Origin of the sequence: Catellatospora sp. IY07-71 (assembly GCF_018326265.1) — a bacterium.
GTDB lineage: Bacteria > Actinomycetota > Actinomycetes > Mycobacteriales > Micromonosporaceae > Catellatospora.
Map to the genome: position 1 here is coordinate 1154492 of NZ_AP023360.1, position 22710 is coordinate 1177201.

The window sequence follows — 22710 nt, forward strand, 5'->3', positions numbered from 1 at the left end:
ACCATCTAGCAGCCCGGAAGGGCGGTCACGGCACGCTGACGAAGTTCGGCAGGCCCTTGCCCTTGCTGCCCTTGGCCGACTTCTTCATGGTGCTGCCGCCGAACCAGACGTAGCAGCGGACCAGGCGATTGCCGTCGGCCCAGCCGTCCTCGCCCAGGTGGTACGAGACCACGCCCCAGCGCTGGGCGGTGGTGGTGGAGACGCCGAGGAACCTGCCGACGACGGCGCGGCACTGCTTGTGGATGACGTCCCACTGCCGCTCGGACTTGGGGAAGGCCACGTTCGCGGCCGCCCGGAACGAGCCCGCGAACTCGGCGTTGTGAGCGGTCGTGCAGGCCACCCGCGGCATCGTGTTGTTCGCCTTACGGTTGTACTTCCCGCAGGTCAGCAGGGACGCCGCCGGGATGCCGTCCTTCAGGCTGGCGCTGCGCCGGACCCAGTTGGACCCGCCGCTGACCGAGTCGACCTCGGTCAGGTCGCACCGGAACCAGCGGGCGCCGCCCTTCCAGGCCGCGTCCGTCGGCGTGGTCACCTTCAGCACCAGGGTGCCGTCCGACCAGGGCCGCCCGATGTACTCCTTCGACTTCGCGTCGCACTCGGTGAACGCCGCGGCGAAGTCCTTCGCGCCCCGGGTCGCGGTCTCGGCGAACCGGCCCACGTGGACCGTCTCGGTGTAGTGCAGCTTCGAGCACTCGACGGTCAGGTCGGTGTAGCGGCCGGTGCCCTTGGGGATCACGTCCAGGCATACCCCGGCGTCGGGAACGTAGCCCTCGACCTGCGCGACCTTCACCCAGTCGTCGGTCAGGTCGCGATCGACCGCGGCCGGCAGCTTCGCCGCGCAGCCGGTCATGGCCAGGCTCGTCAGCAGCGTCACCGTCATCGCCCCGGCCGTAAGACGTACCCGCATAGCCGTTCCTCCCCGTGTCACGGATCCCGGGGCAGCCTAGACCCTCGCGTCCAATGCGGCCGATCGGGTTCTCGGCCGGGTTCACCGGCCTGCGCTAATAACCGGGCAGGCCGCGGCCCTTGCTCCCCTTGGCCGACTTCTTGGTGGTCTTGCCGCCGAACCAGATGAGACAGCGCACTGAGCGGTCGCCTTCGCTCCAGCTCCGCAAGCCGTTCGGCGACGAGATCAGCCCGAACCGCCCGGCGGCGCTCTGGCTGCCCAGGTAGGTGCCGACGAGCTTGCGGCACTCCCGGTGCAGGACGTCCCACTGCCGCTCCGACTTCGGGTAGGCGACCAGGTCGCCGGCCCGGAACGTGCCGACGTACTCGGTGTTGTGCGCCATGGTGCACGGCACGTTCAGGATGTCCTGGATGCGGCCGCTCTTCTGCACCGCCTTGCCGCAGCGCAGCAGCGCGTCGGCGGATATGCCGTCCTTCAGGGTGCCGATCCGCGTCGTCCACCGGCTTTCGCCGAACACGGTGGTCGACTCGGTGACGTCGCAGCGGTACCACCGGGCGCCGCCGTCCCAGGCGGGGTCGGTCGGCACCGTGAGCGTCAGGAAGAACTTCCCGTCGCCCCACGGCCGCCCGATGTATGCGTTCGCCTGCTTGTCGCAGTCGCGGAACGCGGCGGCGCGCTCCTTCGGGCCCGGCTTGTGGTCGAAGGTGAACCTGCCGACGTGGACCGTCTCGGCGTAGTGCGTGGGCTTGCAGTCCACCACGCTGTCCGCGCGCCCGCCGGTGTCCTTCGGCGTCGCGCCGTAGCACGCGCCGACCACCGGTTCATAGCCTTTGACCTGGGCCACCTTCGCCCAGTCGTCGGTCAGTTCACCGTCCACCGCGGCCGGCAGCTCCGCGCCGCAGCCCGCCAGCGCCAGATTCGTCAGCAGCGCGACCAGCATCGTGCCGGCCGTCAGGCGTCCCCGCATCGCCCGTCCTCCCAGGTCGTCAGGCCCGGCGAGCGTAAACAAAGATCAGCCCGGCGCGGATCGGCCTAATGGCTGATCACCCGCGCCGGGCCGCGCGCCGCCTCAGCGGCTGAGCGTCAGGTCACCGCGTACGACGTCGCCCACCATGCCGGCCACCGCCTCGGCCGGGTCCGCGCCCAGCGAGATGATCCGGTTCTGCGCGTCGACGTGCACGACGCGCGGGCTGTACGCGCGCGCGGTCGCCTCGTCCACCTGCGCGTAAGAGATGAGGATGACCAGGTCGCCGGGCTGCACCAGGTGCGCTGCGGCGCCGTTGATGCCGATCACGCCGGTGCCCCGCTCGCCCGGGATGACGTACGTCTCCAGGCGCGCGCCGTTGGTCACGTCCACGATGGCCACCTGCTCGCCGGGCAGCAGGTCGGCGGCGTCCATCAGGTCCTCGTCGATGGTGACGGAGCCCACATAGTGCAGGTCCGCCTGGGTCACCGTGGCCCGGTGGATCTTCGACTTGAACATGGTGCGCAGGAACATCGGGTCAGTTCTCCTCGGTCCGGTCGGCCGCCCCGCTCGTGACGAGGTCGACGGGCAGGTTGTCGATGAGGCGGGTGGTGCCCACCCGGGCCGCGACCAGCAGCCGGGCCGGGCCGGACACCGGGTCCTCGCTCAGGTCGGCGCCGCGCAGCGCCAGGTAGTCCACGTCCAGGCCGGTCAGCTCGGCGGTCGCGGCGGCCAGCACCTCGGCCGGGGTGTGCCGGGCGGCGCCCGCGCGCAGCGCCCGGGACAGGGCCAGCGCCGTCTCGTGCTCGTCGTCGCTCAGGTACCGGTTGCGGCTGGACAGGGCCAGGCCGTCCGGCTCCCGTACGGTCGGCACGCCGATGATCTCGGCGTCGTGCTCCAGATCGCGGGCCATCGCCCGGATCAGGGTGAGCTGCTGGTAGTCCTTCTCGCCGAAGAACGCCGCGTCCGGCCGGGTGAGCCGGAGCAGCTTGTTCACCACGGTCAGCACACCCGCGAAGTGGCCGGGACGCACCGCGCCCTCCAGCACCTCACCCAGCGGGCCGGGGTGCACGGTGACCTCCGGCTGGCCGTACGGGTACATCACCTCGGGGGTGGGCGCGAACACCAGGTCGACGCCCTCGCGCTCGCACACCGCCAGGTCCGCCTCGAAGGTGCGCGGGTAGCGGGCCAGGTCCTCGTTCGGGCCGAACTGCAGCGGGTTCACGAAGATCGTGGCGAGCACGAAGTCGCCGTGCTTACGAGCCTCGCGCAGCAGCGTGGCGTGCCCCTCGTGCAGCGCGCCCATGGTCATCACCACGGCGACCGTGCCCTGCGCGGCGGCACGCGCCGCGGCCAGCTCGGCGCGGGTGCGGACGACCGCGGTCACTTCGCCGCCTCGCCGAGGCCCACGTGCCCGGCGGCCGCGGCGGTGGAGTCGGCCAGCACGCCCAGCAGCGGCTCGGCGTCCGTCGCGCGCAGCCGGCCGGTGGCGATCGCCCGGTCGGCGGTGCGCCGGGCCAGCGCCACGTACGCGGGCAGCGAGTCCGGGGCGGTGTGCGCCAGCTCGCGTACGTGCCGGGCGACCGTGCCCGCGTCGCCGCGCGACACCGGGCCGGTGATCGCCGCGTCGCCCATCTTGAGCGCGTTCTCCAGCGCGGCGGTCAGCAGCGGGCCGAGCACCTTCTCCGGGTTCAGCACCCCCGCGTCGCGCAGCCGGTCGGCCGCCTCGTTCACGAGCGTGACCAGGTGGTTGGCGCCGTGCGCCAGGCCCGCGTGGTAGAGCGCGCGCCGGTCCTCGGCGATCCACTCCGGGGAGCCGCCCAGGTCCGCGACGAGCGCGGCGGCGAGTTCACGAACGCCCGCGTCGGCGGCGGTGACGCCGTACGAGATGCCGGGCAGCCGGTCCAGGTCGGCCGGGGTGCCGGTGAAGGTCATCGCCGGGTGCAGCGCCAGCGGCCGGGCGCCGACGGCGGCGGCCGGGGCCAGCACGGCCAGCCCGTGCGCGCCGGAGGTGTGTGCCACGACCTGCCCGGGGCGCAGCGCGCCGGTCGCGGCCAGGCCGGTCACCACGCCCGCGAGGGCGTCGTCCGGCACCGCGATGACCAGCAGGTCGGCCGCGGCGCGGGCCACCTCGTCGGCGGGAAGATTGACGGCACCCGGGAGCAGGGTGCGGATGCGGTGCTTGGCGGCGGCGGAGACGCCCGAGGCCGCGACGACGTGGTGTCCGGCGGCCTCCAGGGCGGCGGCGAGGACCGCGCCCACCCGGCCGGCGCCGATCACACCCACGGTGAGCTCAGCACTCATCTGACGATCCAGTCCTCTTCTTCGGGGTACCGGTCGCCGCAAGTATGCGCCCGGCCTCGGATCGCTGGACAGAGACTGTGCGAAACCGCACTGCCGCGGAATGTTCACATAAGCACCAACGAGCGGCGCCCCCGGAACCACGTCCCGGGAGCGCCGTTCGTGACCGCGCTCTCAGGACCGCAGGAACCCGGCGTCGAGGAACTTCATGTTCGTGGCGGTGCGCCTGCCGTCCGGCGTGTCCTGCCCGTCGTGCACCACCAGCAGGCCGCCCGGGAAGCCGGGCAGCGGCGTGCTCGTCACCGCCGCGCCGTCGCACTCCTGCGAGCCGTCGACCACGCCGTCGGCCACCGTGAACCGCGACAGCGGGCGCAGCGTCAGCCGGTCGTACGTGTAGAAGGTGTCGTCACCCTGCGACGAGACCAGCAGCGTGCCGCTCACCAGGCCGGTGCGCAGGATCGTGACGCCCTCCACGTCGGCGGCGATGCGGCCGCCCTCGCCCGGGTCGGCCGTCCAGTCGAACGTGCACTCCTCGGTCTCCGGGTCGTAGACCGCGGGCACGCCGTACTCCCTGGTCCGCTCGACCTGGCGCGGTGCGGAGGCGAAGCGGCCGCCCGCGACCGACACCCGCCACAGGGCCACGTCCTCCTGCGCGGCGTAGAGCACACCCACTGCCGGATCCACCGTCATGCCTTCGATCTGCGGCAGCTCGCCCGGCTCCAGGCAGGGCGTCCAGCTCGCGCCGGACCGCAGCCGGAACGTGTCCGGCAGCACCAGCCGGTCCACCCGGCGGTAGGTGACCTGCCCGCCCTTCGCCACCAGCCGGAACATGCCCAGCTCCGGCGTGTGGCGGCGGCTGGCCACGGCCAGGAAGCCCTGCCCGTCGGTGAAGGTTGCCAGCCCGTACGCGGTGGCCTGCTCGTTGACCTCCTCCTGGGTCGTGTTGAACGCGAACGGCACGTCCGGCGCGGTCACGTCGGTCAGCACGCCGTCGTCGATACGGTAGAAGCGCAGCGTGTCGCGGCCCCGGTCGGTCACCACCGCCAGGTCGACCAGCCTGCCGCGCAGCGGGAAGCCGGTCACCAGGTCGACGTTGTTGAACCGGCCAGCCTCGTCGTCCGGTCCCGGCGCGGGCGGCGTCGCGAACGACTGGGTCTCGCGGCCGCGCAGGTCGTACACGCGCAGGCCGCCGTTCTTCGCGGTCACGATGACCCGGCTGCGGGCCTTGTCGCGCGGGTTGACCCAGATGGCGGGGTCGTCGGCGTCGGCGTCGCCGCCTTCGGCGTCGTCGTAGAGGGCGGGCGTCTCCAGCTTCGCGGTGACCGCCTGCGGCTCCGCCGGGGACGCGGCCGCCGCGCCGGGCAGCGCGGTCGCCGCCAGGGCGGTCGCGGCCAGGCAGGTGAGAATACGTCGCATGCCGCGGACCGTAGATTCGGCAGGGCAACCGGCGACGAACGGAGAGTGAACCCCACCCATGCGATGGCGGGACGCGATGCGAACGGCGCTGTACGGCCCGGACGGCTTCTTCGTCCGGGACCGGCCCGCCGCGCACTTCCGGACCAGCGCCCACTCCCCCCACTTCGCGCGGGCGATCGCCCGGCTCGCCGTCGACGTCGACGCCGCCCTCGGCTCCCCCGACGTGTTCGACCTGGTGGATGTGGGCGCGGGCGACGGTGAGTTGCTCACCGGTGTGCTGGCCGCGCTGCCCGATCCGCTGCGCGCCCGTGTCCGCGCGGTGGGCGTCGAGGTGACACCCCGCGAAGACACAGCACCGCCATCAGCTATGGCGTCGCCCCTTTCGGCTCCGGCCCGCGCAAAGGACGCACCGCGCGGCGGCGCAGCGGGTGGCGGCGGCGCGTTGCGAGGCGGCGAGCCGGAACCGGGCCAGGTCGAGTGGGTGACCGATGTGCCGCGCGGGCTGACCGGGCTGCTGCTGGCCACCGAGTGGCTGGACAACGTGCCGCTGGACCTGGCACGGGACGGGTCTTACCTGGATGCCTCCCTTTCCGCATGCGGTCCGCTCGGCGCGGCCGACGCGGACTGGGTAGCGCGGTGGTGGCCCGCCGCGCCCGGCGAGGTCGTGGAGATCGGGCAGGCCCGCGATGAAGCCTGGGCTGATGCGGTCGGTGCGGTCGATGCGGGCTTGGCGCTCGCGGTGGACTACGGGCACCTGCGGGACCACCGGCCCTCGCTGCCGACCGCGACCGGCTTCCGCGCGGGGCGCGAGGTCGTGCCCGCCTTCGACGGCACGACCGACATCACCTGCCACGTCGCCCTGGACTCCGCGGCCGCCGCGGCCGGCGAAGACCATCTGCTGGTACGCCAGCGCGAAGCGCTCGCCCGCCTCGGCCTCGACGGCGCCCGGCCGCCGCTGGCCCTGGCCTCGGCCGACCCGGTCGGCTACGTGCGCGCCCTGGCCGCGGCGAGCGAGATCGCCGAGCTGACCGCCCCCGCCGGCCTCGGCGCCCACTGGTGGCTCGCCCACTGGACCGCCCTCGACCCGCGCAGCGTCCCGCTCCTCCACCGGGCCGCCACCTCTCCCCGCCGTCCCACGTCCTGAGAGCCCGGACCACCCACGGTGCATGATCGCTGTCTCGTGTCGAAACCTGCGCTTCTAACCGAGGTTTCGACACGAGACGGCGATCTTGGCGTGCCGCGCCCGGCACGCGGGGCGGGACAGCGTCGGGTGAGGGTTAAGAAGGTGCCCTTCCTTGGGGAAGGCTTACGATGGCGCGCATGGCGGATGCGGGTACGCGGGAGCTGACGGTCGGCGCGGGTGCGGGCGCGCAGCAGCTCGGCACCGACATGGTGCTCAACATCGGGCCGCAGCATCCCTCCACGCACGGCGTGCTGCGGCTGCGGCTGGTGCTCGACGGGGAGAAGGTGCTCTCCGCCGAGCCGATCATCGGCTACATGCACCGCGGCGCGGAGAAGCTGTTCGAGGTGCGCGACTACCGGCAGCTGCTGGTGCTGACCAACCGGCACGACTGGCTCAGCGCGTTCAGCAACGAGCTGGGCGCGGCGATGGCCGTCGAGCGGCTGATGGGCCTGGAGGTCCCCGAGCGCGCGGTGTGGCTGCGCACCGCGATGGCCGAACTGAACCGGGTGCTCAACCACCTCATGTTCCTCGGCTCGTACCCGCTGGAGATCGGTGCGATCACCCCGATGTTCTACGCGTTCCGCGAGCGCGAGGTGCTGCAGGCGGTGATGGAGGAGGCCTCCGGCGGCCGCATGCACTACATGTTCAACCGCGTCGGCGGGCTGAAGGAGGAGGTCCCGGCGGGCTGGACCCGGCGCGCCCGGGAGGCCGTCGACCTGGTCGCCTCGCGGATGCCGCTGCTGGACGACCTGATCCGGCGCAACGACATCTTCCTGGCCCGCACCGTCGGCGTCGGCGTGCTCACCGCCGCCCAGGCCGCCGCGTACGGCGCCTCGGGGCCGGTCGCGCGGGCCAGCGGCCTGGACTTCGACCTGCGCCGCGACGAGCCGTACCTGGCCTACGGCGAGCTGGACGTCCCCGTGATCACCAAGACCGCCGGCGACTGCCACGCCCGGTTCGAGGTGCTGCTCGACCAGGTGTACGCCTCGCTGGACCTGGTCCGCCAGTGCCTGGACCGGGTCGACCGGATCACCGGGCCGGTCAACGTACGCCTGCCGAAGGTGGTCAAGGCCCCGGAGGGGCACACCTACGCGTGGACCGAGAACCCGCTCGGCGTCAACGGTTACTACCTGGTCTCCAAGGGTGACAAGACCCCGTGGCGGATGAAGCTGCGCACCGCGTCGTACGCCAACGTGCAGGCGCTGTCCACGCTGCTGCCGGGCACCCTGGTGCCGGACCTGATCGCGATCCTGGGCTCGATGTTCTTCGTCGTCGGCGACGTCGACAAATAGCCGCCCGATACGGGAAAACGCGCCCTCCCGGTCCCGGAAGGGCGCGTTTTGCGTGTTCGGTCAGCGGTAGCGGCGGTCGTAGTCGCCGCGGTCCCGCTCGCGCTCGCGGCCCCGGCCGCGGTCGTCCTGGTAGTCGGACCAGCGCTCCTCACGGTCGGACCCGGTGATCGCCCGGGGCTCGCGCCGCGAGCCGCGGTCGTCGTCCTGGTCGTCGTCGAAGAAGCTGCTGGGGCGGTTGTCCTCGCGGCGCACCGCCGCCCACCGATCCTCGATGCGCAGCTCGGTGCCGGAGCTGTCGCTGTGCAGCGCCGCCCGCCGCTCACCCATGCGGACCTCGCGGCCCCGGTCGTCGCTGCGGACGCTCGCCCAGCGGTCGCCGGCGCGTACGCCCGGCCGCTCGTCGTCGTCACGCTCGGACCAGCGGCCCTCGATCGCGTCGGCACGGCCCGGGCGGCGGTCGTCGTCGCGGTCGCGGCGGGAACTCCAGCTGTCGCCGCCGGAGACCGGCTCGTCGCGGTCGCGTCGGGAGCTCCAGCTGTCGCCGCCGGAGACCGGCTCGTCGGCCTCCCGGCGGCGCTCCAGCTGCTCACGCAGCCGCTGCTCGGTCCAGGACTCCTCGTGGCGGTCGCGCTCGCGGCGCTCCGAGCGGGAACGCCGCTCCTCGCGGGGGCTCTCCGCGCGGGAGCCGTAGTCGGTGTCGCGGCCGCGGTCGAAGCCGCCGACCGGGCTGCCGTAGACCGCGCCGCGCTGGTTGTCCTCGCCGTGCGGGTCGACGATGGTCTGCCGGGTGGTGACCTGGACCGTCTCGGTGTGCCGGACCACGCCGGGCATGCCCGCCCGGCCGCCGTGCGGCGCGGGCTGGTGCGGGGCCGGCGACGGGCCGCCGCGGCCGGCCGCAGCCGGAGCCGCCTGCCCGCCGCGCGCCAGCTCGGCGCGGACCGCCTCCAGCTGCGCCCGGGTCGCGTCCAGCTCGTGCCGGGTGGCCTCCAGCTGGTCCACCAGATACTGGAACTTGTCGCCGAACGCGCGGTGCGTGGCGTGGGCGGCGGTGGAGATGTCGTCGCGGACGTCGGTCCGCACGGTGTCGATCTCGTCGAGGATCATGTCCTCGAGCTCCAGCCGAACGGTCTCGGTGTCGCGACGGAGAGTGATCGACAGGCCGATCAGGATGACCGACAGGATGACCACGCCCACCGCGGCCCGCAACGCGGTGCCGCCATCGGCGATGAACAGGAACAATGCCGCCAGCGGGGCGAGCCCGACCCCGCCCCAGAACAGCACCGGGAGCAGGCGCGCATGGCGCTGTTCATCGCGAGTGTCCGAGTTCGGCATGTTGCTAGAGGCTACCGACAGTTGCCGCCGAGGGGAATGCTCTGCGGCGCTGAAATGCGCGAACCTCCGCCGCGGAGATCGCCTCGTGCCCGTCCGGAACAGGTGCGCGACCCAGCGGGGCTTGCGCAGCCCCAGCATCGGCGCCCGCCGTGCCGGTAATCGCTGAACTCTCGTCACGAGAGGTTCAACGACTCCCCGCCCCTTTCGCCCGTCTTGACCTCGAAAGTGGCACAGTGCTGCCGGCGTCCGGCCTCCGCGGCCGGACGCACGCTCACCTCAGCGAACTCCAGCGGTCCTCGTCGCCCCACTGGTCGGTGCGGGCGGGCGCGGCCTGCGCGGGCAGGTTGGCCCAGGTGTCGCCGCTGCCCGTGGACCACGCGGCGGTGCCCGGCACGCCCACGTCGGACCAGTCGTCGGGGCTCTCCTCGTCGACCGGCAGCGGGCGGCCGAACGTCTCCACCAGCCGGGTCACCACCAGGCCGACCGCGACCACCCCGGCGGCCAGCGCGTAGTGCGAGACGCGCCAGTTCGCCGCGTCCTTGCCCGCGTACCAGACGACCAGGCTGAGCAGGCTGACGCTGAGCAGCGTGCCGAAGACGCCGCCGCGGCGCCCGTACGCGCTCACGCCGCCGACCAGCGCCGCGCCGATGGCCAGGCCGGTCAGCTCGATGCCCTCGGTCGGCACCACGACCTGCTCGGTGGCCCCGTTGAGCGCGGCGAGCAGCACGCCCGCCACGGCCGCGAGCGCGGTCGAGGCGATCAGGCCGAGCGAGGCGACGACGCCGCCCAGGCCGCCCCGGCGGTGCGCGGGGTCGCCCACCGGGCGGAACCGGCCCACGCCGCGCCGGATGGACCGGATCGCGCCCAGCAGCCCGGCGACGAGGCTCAGCGCGGCGAACCCGGCGTACAGGTAGAGCGCCTGGTTCGTCGGGTCGTACTCGCCCGCCACGGTGAGCGGATCGGGGTGCTTCTGGATCCATACGATGACCGCCAGCGCGGCGGCGAGGCTGCCCGCCCAGCCGGGCACGTGGAAGCCGACGACCAGGACGGCGATGACCAGCCCGAGCCCGGCGGCGAGCGCGACGGCCACCCCCGCGGTCGGGACCACGCCCTCGTTGCCGCGCTCGGCGTAGAACAGCGCGGCGGCCGAGGCGACGGGGCCGAGCGCCAGGTTCACCGCGCCGGCCCGCAGCGTCATCGCCGCGCCGAAGGCCAGCAGGCCCAGCGCCGAGGCGAAGACCAGCAGCTGGTTCAGCCGGTCGCCGCTGATCTGGGCCGGGTGGCTGTTGTGCAGCAGGAAGCCGAGCACCACGATGCCGAGGAGGAGCACGCCCTCCCACGCGAAGTGGATGCCGAGCCGGTCCCGGCCGACCTCGCCGTGCGCGGGGTCGTCGAAGACGTCGTCGAGGTTGGCGGCGGGCGTCGCCCGCGGCCGGTACTGCACACCCGCGACGGGCTCCTCATGGAAGCTCTCGCCGCGGAACCGCCGCTGCCCTGTCGCGTCGGTCGCATCGCTGTCGTAGGCCATGACTCGCGCCTCCCGAGTCGGCTGCCGGTCGCGGGGTACGACACGGCATCACGCACGGCAACCTACCGGCTGGAACGTGAATGCGACAGTCTTGCCCGGCGATAACCTGCTGCTGGCGTCTCGTGTCGGAAAGTGGTCGCGTGCGGTTCAGTCGATGTCCGGCGTCTCGTCCTCGGGCCGCCGGGGCACCCGGCACGCCCGCTCCAGCCACAGCCCGGCGGCCAGCAGCGCCAGCGAGCACACCAGCGAGACGAGCGCGGCGGGCAGGTCCCGGCCGGCCGCGGCCAGCTGGTCGGTCTGCTGCTGCTCGAAGAACAGCCAGATGCTCAGCCCGGCGGCGAAACCGGCGAAGATCGCGCCCGCCAGCGAGGACGCCTTGGCGAGCACCACGTACCGGGCCACGGCCAGCGCCTCGACGGGCGGGCGGCCCGGCCTTCGCTCGATGCGCGCCCGCGTCTGCTGCGCCAGCGCGAACTCGCCGATGGCGAGCGCGAGCAGGATGAACGCGGTCAGCCAGCCGTTGCTGCCGAGGAACGGCAGGTAGGCCAGGTCGAAGTACCACTCGCTGATGACCAGCCAGGCGATCGCGGCGGAACCGATGCCCGCCACGGCGAGGGTGGCCGGGTTGGTGGGCCGCAGCCGGGGCTCCGGTGTCGACGGCTGGCTCACTTCGGTCCGCACCCCTCACTACATCGGCTGGGGGTCACTCTACTTCGAGCCGCACAGCGGGCAGGGCGGTCATCGCGGCCACCTCGGCCGCCATGGGCTCCGCCAGCACGAGCTCGTTGACCCAGCCGTGGCCGGGCAGCTCGGCGTACGGCTGCACCTCCAGCCACGGGCGCAGCACGAACGCCCGCTGGTGCGCGTGCGGGTGGGGCAGTGTCAGCTCCGGGGTGTCCCGCAGGATCGGCTCGCCCTCGTCGGTCCACGCCGCGACGAGGTCCACGTCGAGCGTGCGCGGGCTGTAGCGGCGGGCCTGGTGGCGCACCCGCCCGGCCTCGTGCTCGATGCCCTGCGCCGTGATGAGCCACTGCTCCACGCTCTGCGGGCCGCGCACCAGCAGCGCCGCGTTGTAGTACGCCGGCTGCTCGGTGTCGCCCCACGGCGGCGTCTCGTAGACGCCGCTCACCGCGAGCAGCTCCCCCTCCTGCGCCAGGCGCCGCACCGCGAAGCGCAGGTGGTCGGCGCGGTCGCCGAGGTTGCTGCCTATCGAGAAGACCACTGCCGTCACGCCCGATATTCTCGCAGCGTGGTGGTCGACCTGATGCGCGCGACGCCGCCCGTCGTGATGGGGGTTCTCAACGTCACCCCCGACTCCTTCTCCGACGGCGGCCTCTATGACGACCTCGACGCCGCCGTACGGCACGGGGTGGAGCTGCACACGCAGGGCGCGCACCTGGTGGACGTGGGCGGCGAGTCGACCCGGCCGGGCGCGCTGCGGGTGGACGCCGACACCGAGATCAAGCGGGTGGTGCCGGTCATCGCCGCGCTCACCGCGGCCGGGGTGGCGACCAGTGTGGACACCACCCGCGCCGCCGTCGCCGCCGCGGCGGTGCAGGCCGGGGCCGCCGTCGTCAACGACGTCTCCGGCGGGCTGGCCGACCCGGACATGCGCCGCGTGGTGGCCGCGGCCGGCTGCCCGTACGTGGTGATGCACTGGCGCGGGCACTCGGCCGGCATGCAGTCGCTGGCCGTCTACGGCGACGTGGTCGCCGAGGTGCGCGCCGAGCTGGCGCAGCGGGTGGACGAGGCGCTGGCCGCCGGGATCGCCGCCGACCGCGTCATCATCGACCCGGGCCTGGGCTTCGCCAAGACCGCCGAGCACAACTGGGCGCTGACCCGCCACCTGGACCGGCTGCTGGACCTGGGCTTGCCGGTGCTGTTCGGCGCCAGCCGCAAGTCCTATCTGGGGCAGCTGCTCGACGGCCGCCCGGCCCCGGAGCGCGACGCCGCGACCACCGCGACCAGCCTGCTCGCCGCCGCCGCGGGCGCCTGGGGGGTACGCGTGCACGACGTGCGCGCGACCGCGGACGCGCTCGCGGTGTGGCGCGCGACGGGCCGCCCCCGGCTGCGCTACGAAGGCTGACCATGGACCTCATCACGCTCACCGGCCTGCGGGTACGCGGCAACCACGGCGTCTTCGACTTCGAGCGGCGCGACGGGCAGGACTTCGTCGTCGACGTGGTGCTCGAACTCGACCTCGGCCCGGCCGCCGTGAGTGACGACGTGCGCGACACCGTGCACTACGGCGAGCTCGCCTCACGTCTGGCCGAGATCGTGGCCGGGCCGCCGGTGAACCTCATCGAGACGCTCGCCCGGCGGCTCGTCGATGCCTGCCTGGCCGACGAGCGCGTCTCGCGGGCCACGGTCACCGTCCACAAGCCACAGGCGCCGATCCCGCTGACCTTCGGCGACGTGAGCGTCACGATGAGCGGGACAAGGTGACGGCCGGACATCCGACACCCGCCACGAGCTGCACGGCTTGTCGCACCGGTGGGTGCACCGTACGCTCTGCTATGGATCGAACACCGGTCCTAGACAACAGCAAAACCCCGGCGCTCCACTACGAACTGTGATCGACACGAAGCAGGGTGTCATCGGCCGCATCCCACCGCCGATGACCTCCATCGGTAAGGCTTAGGCAATTGCAGCGCCGGTCGCGCACCGGGGAGGTACCGAATGATCGCCATGGAGCTGGTCCAGGCGGCGTGGAGCCATGCCACGCCGGCCCTCGACATGATCGCCGACGCGGTCCTGGCGGCCCCGGACCCCAAGGGCAACATCGCGACCAACGACATCCTCACCTTCTTCGCCACGAAGATCTCTCCGATCCTGCTGGCCGTCCTCGGCGTGATCTTCATCGGCCGCGCCAGCAAGGGCGAGGTCTCGAAGGTGCTCACCAGCTCGGCAATCGCGATCATCGGCGTGGCGTTCATCGTCGGCGCGGGGGCGCTGCTGCTGGTCGGTGAGAACCTGATCGACATCATGTTCGAGTAGGCGGAGCGATGCGGCTGCGTACGGACGACGACATCTACCGGGCCCGCCTGGTCTACCTCGGCCCGCCCGGCTACACCCTCCCGGTGCAGCTGCCCTACGCGCAGTACGGCCTGTTCGTGCTGCTCGTGCCGCTCTACATGGGCATCCACTGGCTGTTCAGCCAGCGCTTCGAGATCTTCCCCGCGTGGGAGATCGCGCTGGCGATCGTCACCACGTCGTACGTCTTCCGCCACGTCGATCCCGACCGCCCGGCGCGCATGGTCATCCGGACCGCGCTCACCGACTGGCGGCGCACCCGCGAGCCGGTCACCGAGCGCCGCGACCCGCGCCTGGTCGCCCGCCGCGTCGTCGTCCGGCAGGCGATCACATGACCAGCAACGATACCGAGTACGACCTGGACGACGCCGTCTCCGACGTCGTCCCCTCCGTCGAGGGACCGGCCACGCAGGGCCCGATCGCCGTGTTCCAGCCGCCCCGCCGGCGCGAGCCGGCCGAGCCGGACGCCGCCGCCGACGAGCCCGGCGCCCGCCCCGAGGCGCGCACCGCCGACCTGCGCAGCGACCTGCAGACCGCGGCCGACCGGCGCGCCGCCGAGATGCGCGCCGCCGCCGACGCCGCCACCCAGGCGCAACGCGAGCGCGCCGCCGCGACCCGCCGCGACCCCGAGCCGTCCCGGCCCGCGCCACAGGTCCCGTCCGGTCCCGACATCGAGTCGCCGTTCCTGGAGCTGTTCGACTCCGAGGCCGCCGAGCCCGGTTCGGTCGGCCGCACCGCCACGCCGCCGCGCCCCCCGGCCCCGCCGACCCGTGGCACGCCGCCGACCAGGGTGGACGGGCCGTACGGGCGTACCGCCCGGCGGCCGGACGAAGGCCCGGCCGGAGTGGCCCGGCGCGGTCCCGTGCGGGCCGACACCCCACCGGTGGCCCCGCCCCCGGTCACGCCCCGTCCCACGGCACCGTCCGCGGCGGGTGCCGACTGGCCGGACGAGGACCTGGACGACGCGCTCCCGCCCGGACACCCGGGCGCGGCGCGCCCCGGCACCGGCGCCCCGCGCAGCGCACCCGTCAGCGGCGTGCCCGCCGGCGGGGGCGCGCGCAATGCGCCCGTCGGGGCGGGGCCACGTGGCCCACAGGCAGGCGGTCGCGCGGGTGACCCGCCCACCGGTGGCGGCCCGCGCAGCCCGCAGGCCGATGGTTTCGTCGATGACGCGATTGCCGGTGACGGTCCGCGCAACCGTCCGGTGAGCGGCATGCCGCGTAACGCGCCCGTCAGCGGCGTGCCACGTAGCGCTCCGGTCAGTGGCGGGCCCCGTAGCGCCCCCGTCAGCGGCGTGCCACGTAACGCGCCCGTCAGCGGTGTCCCGGTCAGCGGGGTGCCGATGCGGCCCGCGGCCGAGCCGCGCAACCGGCCGGTCAGCGCCATGCCCGTCAGCTCGGTGCCGGTCAGCACCGTGCCGCTGAGCAGCCGTCCCCTGCCACCGCGCGGGACGCCCCAGGCCGCGCCGCGCTCGGCCCCGCCGGACCCCGGCCGCCGCCAGACGCCGCCGAAGAGCCGCGGCAAGCAGGTCAAGCCGGCCGCGCCACCGAAGACCGGCAAGGACCGCGACGCCGCGCAGGAACTCGAGATCACCGAGATCGCCGGTCATCTCACGTTCACTCCGCACGCCGTCACCGCCTGGTACGTGCTGCCCGAGGTGCGCTGGGCGTTCCGCCCCGACGCCGAACGCGAGGCGCTGCTCTCCGCCATCAGCGAGCAGTACGCCGGCCTCGCCGGCTTCCGCCTGCACCTGCGGCGTACCACCCGGCCCTTCCCGGCCGACCAGTGGGCCGCACAGCTCGACCAGCTCACCGCCCGCCCGCTGCCGCCCGTGCCCGGCGCTCCCGGCTGGGGCGACCACCTGGTCGCCGCCCAGCGCCACCTGCGCGAGATCAACCACAGCGAGGGGCAGACCTTCCTCGGCGTCACCTTCGCCCGCCGCGCCCTCGGCGACTCGTTCAGCGAGAAGCTGCTGCGCGCCTTCGGCAAGGGCACCGCCGACTCCGAACGCCGCAAGCTCGGCAAGCAGGTCGAACAGTTCGACGAGGTGCTCGCCGCGTTCGGCATGCGCGGCCAGCGCGCCGCCGCCGGCGAGCTGGAATGGCTGCTCTACCGCTCCGTCGCGCTCGGCATGAGCCCGCCCGACCTGATCGGCGCCGTCGGCCACGGCCGCTGGGACAGCGGCGACCTGCTCGCGCTCACCGAGCACATCGAGCGCTACCGCACCCCGTACGGCAGCACCGTCAAGCTCGTCAACCGGATGACCGGCGAAGAGCGGCACGTCGCCGTGCTGACCGTCGGCCGCATGGAGCCGCTCGACATCCCCGAGCGGCACGAGCCCTGGCTGCACTTCCACGAGCGCCTGCCCTGGCCCATGGAGCTGTCCTCGCGGGTCGACATCCTCGGACCCGGCGACAGCTTCCGCAACCTCGAACACCGGCTGCGCATGATCCGCTCGCAGCAGCTGGACTACCTCGAGCACGGCATGGACGCCCCGCCCGAGCTGGAGCGCCTGGCCAGCCGCGCCCTCGTCATGGGCGACGAGATGACCACCGGCCTGCCCGTCGACTCCGCCCGCGCGCACGGCTGGCACCGCATCGCCGTCAGCGGCGCCAGCCGCGAGGAATGCCTCGAACGCGCCCGCTCCGTCGTCGCCACCTACAGCCGCGAGCTGCGCATCTCGCTGCAGCACCCCAAGCAGCAGGACCAGCTCGCCCGCGAGTTCATCCCCGGCGAGCCCGTCGCCAACACCGGCTACCTGCGCCGCATGCCGGTACGCCTGCTCGCCGCCGCGCTGCCCCAGGCCGCGTCCGTCGTCGGCGACCGCCGCGGCGACCTGATCGGCCGCACCGCCGGCACCTGCCGCCGCCCCGTCTTCCTCGACCCGCACTTCCCCATGGAGGTGCGTGAGCGCTCCGGCCTGTCGGTCATGGTCGCCGAACCCGGCGGTGGCAAGTCCACCCTGCTCGGCGCCATGGGCTACCTCAACGCCCGGCGCGGCGTGCAGGTCACCCTGCTCGACCCGTCCGGCCCGCTCGCCCGCCTGGCCACCATGCCGGAGCTGCGGCCGTACTCGCGCGTGCTCAACCTGACCGGCGGCGAGCAGGGCACCCTCGCGCCGTACTCGCTCATCCCGACGCCGCAGCGGGCCGAGTTCCCGCCCGGCCCCAACGGCGACCGCGAATACGAGATCTCCGTCAGCAACGCCCGCGCCGAACGCCGCATGCTGGTGCAGGACATCTGCTCCATGCTCATGCCGCCACAGGTCGCCCGCGAAGCCTCCACCGCGACGCTGCTGCGTCACGCGGTGCGCACCGTGCCCGCGGAGGAGACGGCCACCCTCGACGACGTCGTACGCTGCCTCGCCGGCATCGACGACACCGGCCGCGAGCTGGCCAACCTGCTGCTCGACACCGCCGAGATGCCGCTCGCCCTGCTGTTCTTCGGCAGCCCGCCCGGCGACCTGCTCAGCACCGACGCCGCGCTCACCGTCATCACCATGTCCGGGCTGCGCCTGCCCGACCTGAAGATCGAGCGCGAGTACTGGTCCGCCGAGGAGGCGCTCGCCCTGCCGATGCTGCACACCGCGCACCGGCTCGCCGTACGCCGCTGCTACTCGGGCGACATGCACCAGCGCAAGCTCGTCGGGCTCGACGAGGCGCACTTCATGGAGGGGTGGCGGTCGGGACGGTCGTTCCTGGTCCGGCTCGCCCGGGACAGCCGCAAGTGGAACCTCGCGGCCCTCGTCGCGTCGCAGAACCCGAAGGACATCCTCGGGCTCGACGTGCAGAACCTCGTCTCCACCGTGTTCGTGGGGCGTATCGCGCAGGACCCGGAGATCGCGTCGGAGGCGCTGCGGCTGCTGCGCGTGCCGACCGACGTGGGGTATGAGGCCGTGCTCGCGTCGCTGTCCGCGCCCGACGCCAACAGCTCCGGGCGGCTCGGGTATCGCGAGTTCGTGCTGCGGGATGTCGACAGCCGGGTGCAGCGGGTGCGGGTCGACGTGTCGTACGTGGCGGGGCTGCTGGAGACGCTCGACACCACCCCGACGGGGCAGGCCGCCGGTCAGGGAGGCAAGCGGTGAGGCGGCTCGCTTCCGCGACCCTCGCCACGATGGTGCTGGCGCTGGGGACGCTGTTCGCGGCGCCGGTGCAGGCCGCGGCGCCGGCTGGGGTCGGGGCGGTGGCGCCCGGGGACAAGCTGTGCTCGCTGGAGGAGTGGACCAAGCGGGGGATCGACGAGTGCGTCGGGCGGCTGCAGGAGGTGAGCGCGGCACGTATCCAGTGCGTCAGCGCCCCCAACCCGGCCGCCCCGGACTCCGGCCTCGGCGGCTGGTTCGTCAGCAAGCCCACCTGGACCACCGGCGCCGACGGAAGCAGCTACCTGCTCTACAGCGAGTACGGATACGCCGGGTACGACTACACGACCTACGACATCAACTGCGTACAGACCGTCATGCACCCGGACTACAAGCTGGAGAACACCATCGCGAACGGCGAGTTCATGCTCGCCGCCGGCATCGTCGGTGTGTCGAACGCGCTTCGGGAGCGAGCCTGGGCGCCCAGCGAAATGTGGGGTTGGGCGGACCCGCTGGTAGAGAAGGCGACGACGGCGCTTTATAAGCAGGTCTTCAGCGTCTTCGGCGTGATCACGCTCGCCGTCATTGGCGTTTACCTCCTCTGGCGCTCACGCCAAGCCCAGATGTCCATGGCGCTCACGACCGTGGGTTGGGCGATCCTTGTAATGGTCGGTGTCACGGCGATCGCCAGTTGGCCGGTCCAGTCGGCCAAGGTTGCCGACGGCACGCTTGTGGGTGTACTCAGCGTGGTACACGAGGCTGTCGGGCCAAAGAGTCAGCCTGCTCCCACAACTCCATGTAGCAACCCCGAACCCGGTGCGTGCGAAGATCACCGGCCGCCTGCTGTCCGCGCAGGCGACACAGCTGTCCAGGCACTGCTATACCGCAACTGGCTCCGTGGTTCGCTGGGCTCTGCGGATAGCGAAACTGCAAAGAAGTATGGTCCGGCCCTCTATCGCGCCAAGTCGCTCAGCTGGAGCGATGTCGAAGCGATCCAAGACGACTCAAGCCGACGCGATGGCATCATCCGAGCCAAGCAAAGCGACTGGATGAAGGTCGCCGAGCAGATCAAGACTGAAGACCCGGAGGCGTACCAATACCTGCAGGGTACGAAGGGTATGGAGCGGATCGGGGCAGGGTTCGTCGCCATCCTTTCGGCGCTCAGCTACGCGGCCTTCGACGTAGTCGCCTCCCTCTTGGTTCTGTTGGGCTTCCTCATCATCCGGTGGGCGGTTATCGCTGCACCCGCGCTTGGCACGATCGGCATGCTGCGTCCCGCCAGTGCCGGCCTGCGCCGCCTGGTGAACTCGGTTCTGGCAGCATTGTTCAATGTATTGATCTTCGGAACCGGTGCCGCGGTATATCTGTTCGCAGTCGACCTAATCATGAGCACCTCGTCTCTGCCCGGCTGGCTGCAGGTGACGCTCGTCCTCCTCTGTGGTGTGGTCGGATGGATCCTGCTGCGCCCGTATCGCCGGATAACGCAGCTCGGCGGCGGTAGCAGTGGCACCTCTCTACTCACCGCACGGCCGTCTGCGGCACCTGCGAACTCCGCATCAACCGATCGCTCCCCAGCCACCATGGTCGCTCCTGGCAGCACGACCCCTCCCACCGTGCCCGAGGCCCGGCCGGAACTCGCGGTTACCGCCGAGGATCCGGCGAAGGTAATACGGGCGGAGGTGCGCGGCGGCGGCGACCCGGTTCGCTCTGAAGCCTGGCGCTCGCCAGACGTCCCGGAGGGGTCGCCAAGCTACTCGGTATACCGACCCGCGTCGGTGCCTCAGCAGGCAACCGCGCGAGCTGAAGCCCGCTCGGAGACCCCTTCGGATACGCCTGCACCGAGCCGATCAGAGACCTGGGCGGAACGGAGTTAGTCATGCTGTCCCGAATCCCTCTACGGCCCCGCACCGTGGTGGCGCTCGGGTTGGCTGCGGTGGTAGTGATCATCGTCGGAGTCGGAAAGCTGCTAGGTGGGCCTGCTGATCCGGTCGGATTCGGTGCGCAGCCGCAGTCAGCACCCAGCCATGTCGACCCGACCCACGGCGACGACGGCGTGGTCGAGCATGACCCGACGCCGAGCCCGGTGATCCCGACCAACGGCGCGCAGGCGATCGCTGTGGCGACGAAGTTCGCCCAGCAATGGATCAAACACGACCGCAGCGCCGCCGCCTGGCTGGACGCCCTACGACCGCACAGCACCGACACCCTGGAATCGGAGCTCGACGGCGTTGACCCGGCCGGTGTCCCTGCAGACCGCATTACCGGAGACGCCCGCCTTGAGGCATTCGCGATCACATATGTCGAGGTAATCATCCCGATCGACGCGGGACTGCTGCGGCTGCGCATGGTTACCGAACAGGGCCGCTGGCTCGTCGACGGCATCGACTGGGAGCGAGGATGAGTGCCCTTCCGACGCTTACCGCACCCCTACGCGACAAGGGTCGCAAGCTCGTACGACCGGGCCTTGTCATCGCGGTGACGGCCGCCCTCGGTGTGCTCTGCTGCGGTGGCGCAGTCGTCGCCGTGGTCTTCGGCGACCTGGCCACGAACACCTCTCCCCTAGCCAACGCAATGGGATGTGGCACCACGAAGACCATCAGCGTCACCGGCGAATTTCCCCGCATCGGACCGTACAGCGAAGAAAAGATCCGTAATGCCGCGATCGTCATCAAGACCGGGCAGGAGCTCAAGGTGCCCCCGCGCGGCTGGGTGATCGCGGTCGCCACGGCGATGCAGGAAAGCAGCCTCACCAACCACGGGCACCTCGGTGAACGAAACGACCACGATTCGCTGGGACTGTTCCAGCAGCGCCCCAGCCAGGGTTGGGGCACCCCAGAACAGATCATGGATCCCGTCTACTCATCGACAAAGTTCTACAAAAAACTCGTGAAGATCAAGCAGTGGGAGTCCCTACCGCTGACGGTCGCCGCGCAGCGCGTGCAGATCAGCGCATACCCGAACGCTTACGCCAAGCACGAGCCGCTCGCGACGAGAATCGTCAACGAGTTGGCCGACGGAGCCGCCCGCGCGGTAGTAGTCGGAAACGAGCTGAAGTGTGCCGAGTTCGGCCAGATCGCTGCCTCGGGCTGGACTGCGCCGGTCGGTGCGAACGTGGTGTCCGGATACCGCACCGCGTCCCGTCCCGGCCACAACGGCGTCGACCTGGGCGCCGCCCGACACACACCGATTCGCGCGGCCTCAGCAGGGGTCGTCATCGTCAGCAAGTGCGATGTCGGCGGCTGTGACCGTGACGGGTCGTTGTCCACTCCAGGCTGCGGATGGTATGTAGACATTCTGCACGCAGGACAGGTCATCACCCGCTATTGCCACATGCAGAGCCGGCCGCTTGTCCGGGTAGGCGAACGGGTCAGCGCCGGGCAACAGATCGGATTCGTGGGCAATAGTGGGCACTCCTCCGGCCCGCATCTACACTTCCAGGTCCACCTCAACGGCGACCGCAGGTCGCGAACCGGAACGATCGACCCAGTGCCGTTCATGGCCAGCAAGGGCGCTGCGCTGGGGAAGGAGAACGACTCGGCATGACCGAGGCAGACTTCGCGGCCTGGGCGGCCGAGTGGCGCACTCCGCCAGCGCCGATTGTCCCGGTCCCCGCGCTGACGGTGATCAGCTCTGGCGGTGTGCTACGCGGTGCACGGGTGATGATCGGGCTGCCAGGACACGGTTGGCGAACCGGCATGCGCGGCGATTCGATGGTTCGGCAGGGAGCCCGCAGTCTGATCCCCGTTCTGTCGGAGGCCGAATGGTACCGCGCCGAGCGTGAACGGGTGGAGGTCTTCGCGGCTCTTGTGCCAGTCGAGCGCGTATGGGTCGAGACGATCAGCACAACGGCTGAGCGCACCCCCGACATCGACGGGCTGAACCTCGTTTCGCTGGATTCTCCCCCTACCAGGATGGCCGTGCCTGCGGAGACCATCGCCTCTCAGGCTACCGGTCAGCTGATGGGAAGGCGTCTGGTTCAGACGGGCGCTGACGGAGAGCAGCGAGGGCTTAGAGCCGTAACCGAGGCGCATACCGGCCCCGAGGGCACGGCGCAAGTGAGAGTGGCTCAGGAGCACGATTGGTACCGTTGGGCAGCGACAGGTCAGGCCCCAGCGACACGAGCTGTGCCTTTGTCCGAACTCTGGCTGGAGTAACTAGCTAACGCTGCTGGGCGACGGAGCCGGCAAAGGGGACTTCGCCGACGAGCACACTCGCCAGCCGTCCTGATCGGAGAGGCCGAACTGCCAGCGTTCACGACTCCGGCTCTCCACCGCACCCTGTTTGCGAGCGATGATCACGAGGTCAGTCGTGGCGAGCTGCGTCTGGGATTCACCGACCAGATCGATTGCACCCCAACTGACTTCTATCTCAACGGAGAAGTCCTTTTCCCTCTGATCCAGTTCGTTCCGGAAGTTTCGAATTGCGTTCAGCTGGCCGCCGTCCTCGCAGCTGTAGAGCTCCACCCCAACCGGGTCCTTTTCCACCATAATCGCTCTGAGGTACTCATCAAGGACGACCTTGGGATTACTACGGTCGATCTTCGTAGCCTCGTGGTAGGTCAGCACTGCGGTGACTGCGCCCCCGATACCGGCGACAGCAAGGACCGCCGCAACCACCAGCAAGATCTTCCGCCACTTCGACCACCGCGACATGAAGCCCATTCTCGCGCACGGTCG

At 71.7% G+C, this 22710-nt stretch carries 22 protein-coding genes; 11 read left to right on the forward strand and 11 right to left on the reverse strand.

What is annotated here, in order from left to right; all coding sequences use genetic code 11:
• Nucleotides 1-25: 25 nt before the first annotated feature.
• The 6 genes from CS0771_RS05275 to CS0771_RS05300 form a co-directional block, all read right to left on the reverse strand.
• Nucleotides 26-907 (reverse strand): septum formation family protein, encoded by an 882-nt coding sequence (locus CS0771_RS05275; RefSeq protein WP_212840022.1) that lies wholly within the window; start codon nt 905-907, stop codon nt 26-28.
• Nucleotides 908-1001: 94 nt separating this feature from the next.
• A complete protein-coding gene (locus tag CS0771_RS05280; RefSeq protein WP_212840023.1) occupies nt 1002-1874 on the reverse strand; it encodes a septum formation family protein in 873 nt (290 codons plus the stop codon).
• Nucleotides 1875-1976: 102 nt separating this feature from the next.
• The gene (panD, locus tag CS0771_RS05285; RefSeq protein WP_212840024.1) at nt 1977-2405 is read right to left on the reverse strand and encodes an aspartate 1-decarboxylase; all 429 of its coding nucleotides are present in this window, start codon (nt 2403-2405) and stop codon (nt 1977-1979) included.
• 4 nt (nt 2406-2409) lie between these two features.
• Complete coding sequence (panC, locus tag CS0771_RS05290; protein WP_212840025.1) at nt 2410-3258, reverse strand: pantoate--beta-alanine ligase; 849 nt, start codon at nt 3256-3258, stop codon at nt 2410-2412.
• Nucleotides 3255-4175, reverse strand: coding sequence for a Rossmann-like and DUF2520 domain-containing protein (locus CS0771_RS05295; RefSeq protein WP_212840026.1), 921 nt, complete (start codon nt 4173-4175; stop codon nt 3255-3257). The genes panC and CS0771_RS05295 overlap by 4 nt, the downstream gene beginning before the upstream one ends.
• A 171-nt stretch (nt 4176-4346) precedes the next feature.
• Nucleotides 4347-5588 carry a phytase gene (locus CS0771_RS05300; RefSeq protein WP_212840027.1) on the reverse strand — a complete coding sequence of 414 codons (1242 nt, stop codon included), beginning with the start codon at nt 5586-5588 and terminating at the stop codon, nt 4347-4349.
• A 76-nt stretch (nt 5589-5664) separates the two neighbouring features.
• Here CS0771_RS05300 and CS0771_RS05305 point away from each other — a divergent pair, with 76 nt between their 5' ends.
• Complete coding sequence (locus CS0771_RS05305) at nt 5665-6732, forward strand: SAM-dependent methyltransferase (RefSeq protein WP_212840028.1); 1068 nt, start codon at nt 5665-5667, stop codon at nt 6730-6732.
• 176 nt (nt 6733-6908) lie between these two features.
• Nucleotides 6909-8063, forward strand: a complete 1155-nt coding sequence (locus CS0771_RS05310) for an NADH-quinone oxidoreductase subunit D (RefSeq protein WP_212840029.1) — start codon at nt 6909-6911, stop codon at nt 8061-8063.
• A gap of 60 nt (nt 8064-8123) precedes the next feature.
• On the opposite strand, the gene CS0771_RS05315 is transcribed toward CS0771_RS05310, so the two are convergent.
• The 4 genes from CS0771_RS05315 to folK form a co-directional block, all read right to left on the reverse strand.
• The gene (locus tag CS0771_RS05315) at nt 8124-9395 is read right to left on the reverse strand and encodes a hypothetical protein (RefSeq protein ID WP_212840030.1); all 1272 of its coding nucleotides are present in this window, start codon (nt 9393-9395) and stop codon (nt 8124-8126) included.
• A gap of 271 nt (nt 9396-9666) precedes the next feature.
• Nucleotides 9667-10923: an ABC transporter permease gene (locus CS0771_RS05320; RefSeq protein WP_212840031.1), complete on the reverse strand. Its 1257-nt coding sequence runs from the start codon at nt 10921-10923 to the stop codon at nt 9667-9669.
• 147 nt (nt 10924-11070) lie between these two features.
• Complete coding sequence (locus tag CS0771_RS05325; protein WP_244870614.1) at nt 11071-11592, reverse strand: DUF3180 domain-containing protein; 522 nt, start codon at nt 11590-11592, stop codon at nt 11071-11073.
• A gap of 34 nt (nt 11593-11626) precedes the next feature.
• A complete protein-coding gene (folK, locus tag CS0771_RS05330) occupies nt 11627-12154 on the reverse strand; it encodes a 2-amino-4-hydroxy-6-hydroxymethyldihydropteridine diphosphokinase (protein ID WP_212840032.1) in 528 nt (175 codons plus the stop codon).
• 21 nt (nt 12155-12175) lie between these two features.
• On the opposite strand from folK, the gene folP reads away from it, so the two are divergent.
• The 9 genes from folP (at nt 12176) to CS0771_RS05375 (ending at nt 22188) form a co-directional block, all read left to right on the forward strand.
• Nucleotides 12176-13009: a dihydropteroate synthase gene (gene folP, locus CS0771_RS05335; protein WP_212845625.1), complete on the forward strand. Its 834-nt coding sequence runs from the start codon at nt 12176-12178 to the stop codon at nt 13007-13009.
• 2 nt (nt 13010-13011) lie between these two features.
• Nucleotides 13012-13368 (forward strand): dihydroneopterin aldolase, encoded by a 357-nt coding sequence (gene folB / locus CS0771_RS05340; RefSeq protein ID WP_212840033.1) that lies wholly within the window; start codon nt 13012-13014, stop codon nt 13366-13368.
• Between the two features lie 234 nt (nt 13369-13602).
• Nucleotides 13603-13920 (forward strand): hypothetical protein, encoded by a 318-nt coding sequence (locus CS0771_RS05345; RefSeq protein WP_212840034.1) that lies wholly within the window; start codon nt 13603-13605, stop codon nt 13918-13920.
• Nucleotides 13921-13928: 8 nt separating this feature from the next.
• Entirely contained in the window at nt 13929-14291 is a 363-nt protein-coding gene (locus CS0771_RS05350; protein ID WP_203745761.1) for a hypothetical protein, read from the forward strand.
• Nucleotides 14288-18040 carry an ATP-binding protein gene (locus tag CS0771_RS05355; RefSeq protein WP_244870615.1) on the forward strand — a complete coding sequence of 1251 codons (3753 nt, stop codon included), beginning with the start codon at nt 14288-14290 and terminating at the stop codon, nt 18038-18040. The genes CS0771_RS05350 and CS0771_RS05355 overlap by 4 nt, the downstream gene beginning before the upstream one ends.
• 29 nt (nt 18041-18069) lie before the next feature.
• The gene (locus CS0771_RS05360; RefSeq protein WP_244870616.1) at nt 18070-19908 is read left to right on the forward strand and encodes a DMT family transporter; all 1839 of its coding nucleotides are present in this window, start codon (nt 18070-18072) and stop codon (nt 19906-19908) included.
• A 2-nt stretch (nt 19909-19910) separates the two neighbouring features.
• Complete coding sequence (locus CS0771_RS05365; protein ID WP_212840035.1) at nt 19911-20435, forward strand: hypothetical protein; 525 nt, start codon at nt 19911-19913, stop codon at nt 20433-20435.
• A complete protein-coding gene (locus tag CS0771_RS05370; protein ID WP_212840036.1) occupies nt 20432-21577 on the forward strand; it encodes a M23 family metallopeptidase in 1146 nt (381 codons plus the stop codon). Before CS0771_RS05365 ends, CS0771_RS05370 begins: the two co-directional genes overlap by 4 nt.
• Nucleotides 21574-22188: a hypothetical protein gene (locus CS0771_RS05375; RefSeq protein WP_212840037.1), complete on the forward strand. Its 615-nt coding sequence runs from the start codon at nt 21574-21576 to the stop codon at nt 22186-22188. Before CS0771_RS05370 ends, CS0771_RS05375 begins: the two co-directional genes overlap by 4 nt.
• Here the strand turns inward: CS0771_RS05375 and CS0771_RS05380 are convergent, their stop codons facing one another.
• The gene (locus CS0771_RS05380) at nt 22189-22695 is read right to left on the reverse strand and encodes a hypothetical protein (RefSeq protein WP_212840038.1); all 507 of its coding nucleotides are present in this window, start codon (nt 22693-22695) and stop codon (nt 22189-22191) included.
• Nucleotides 22696-22710: the final 15 nt, after the last annotated feature.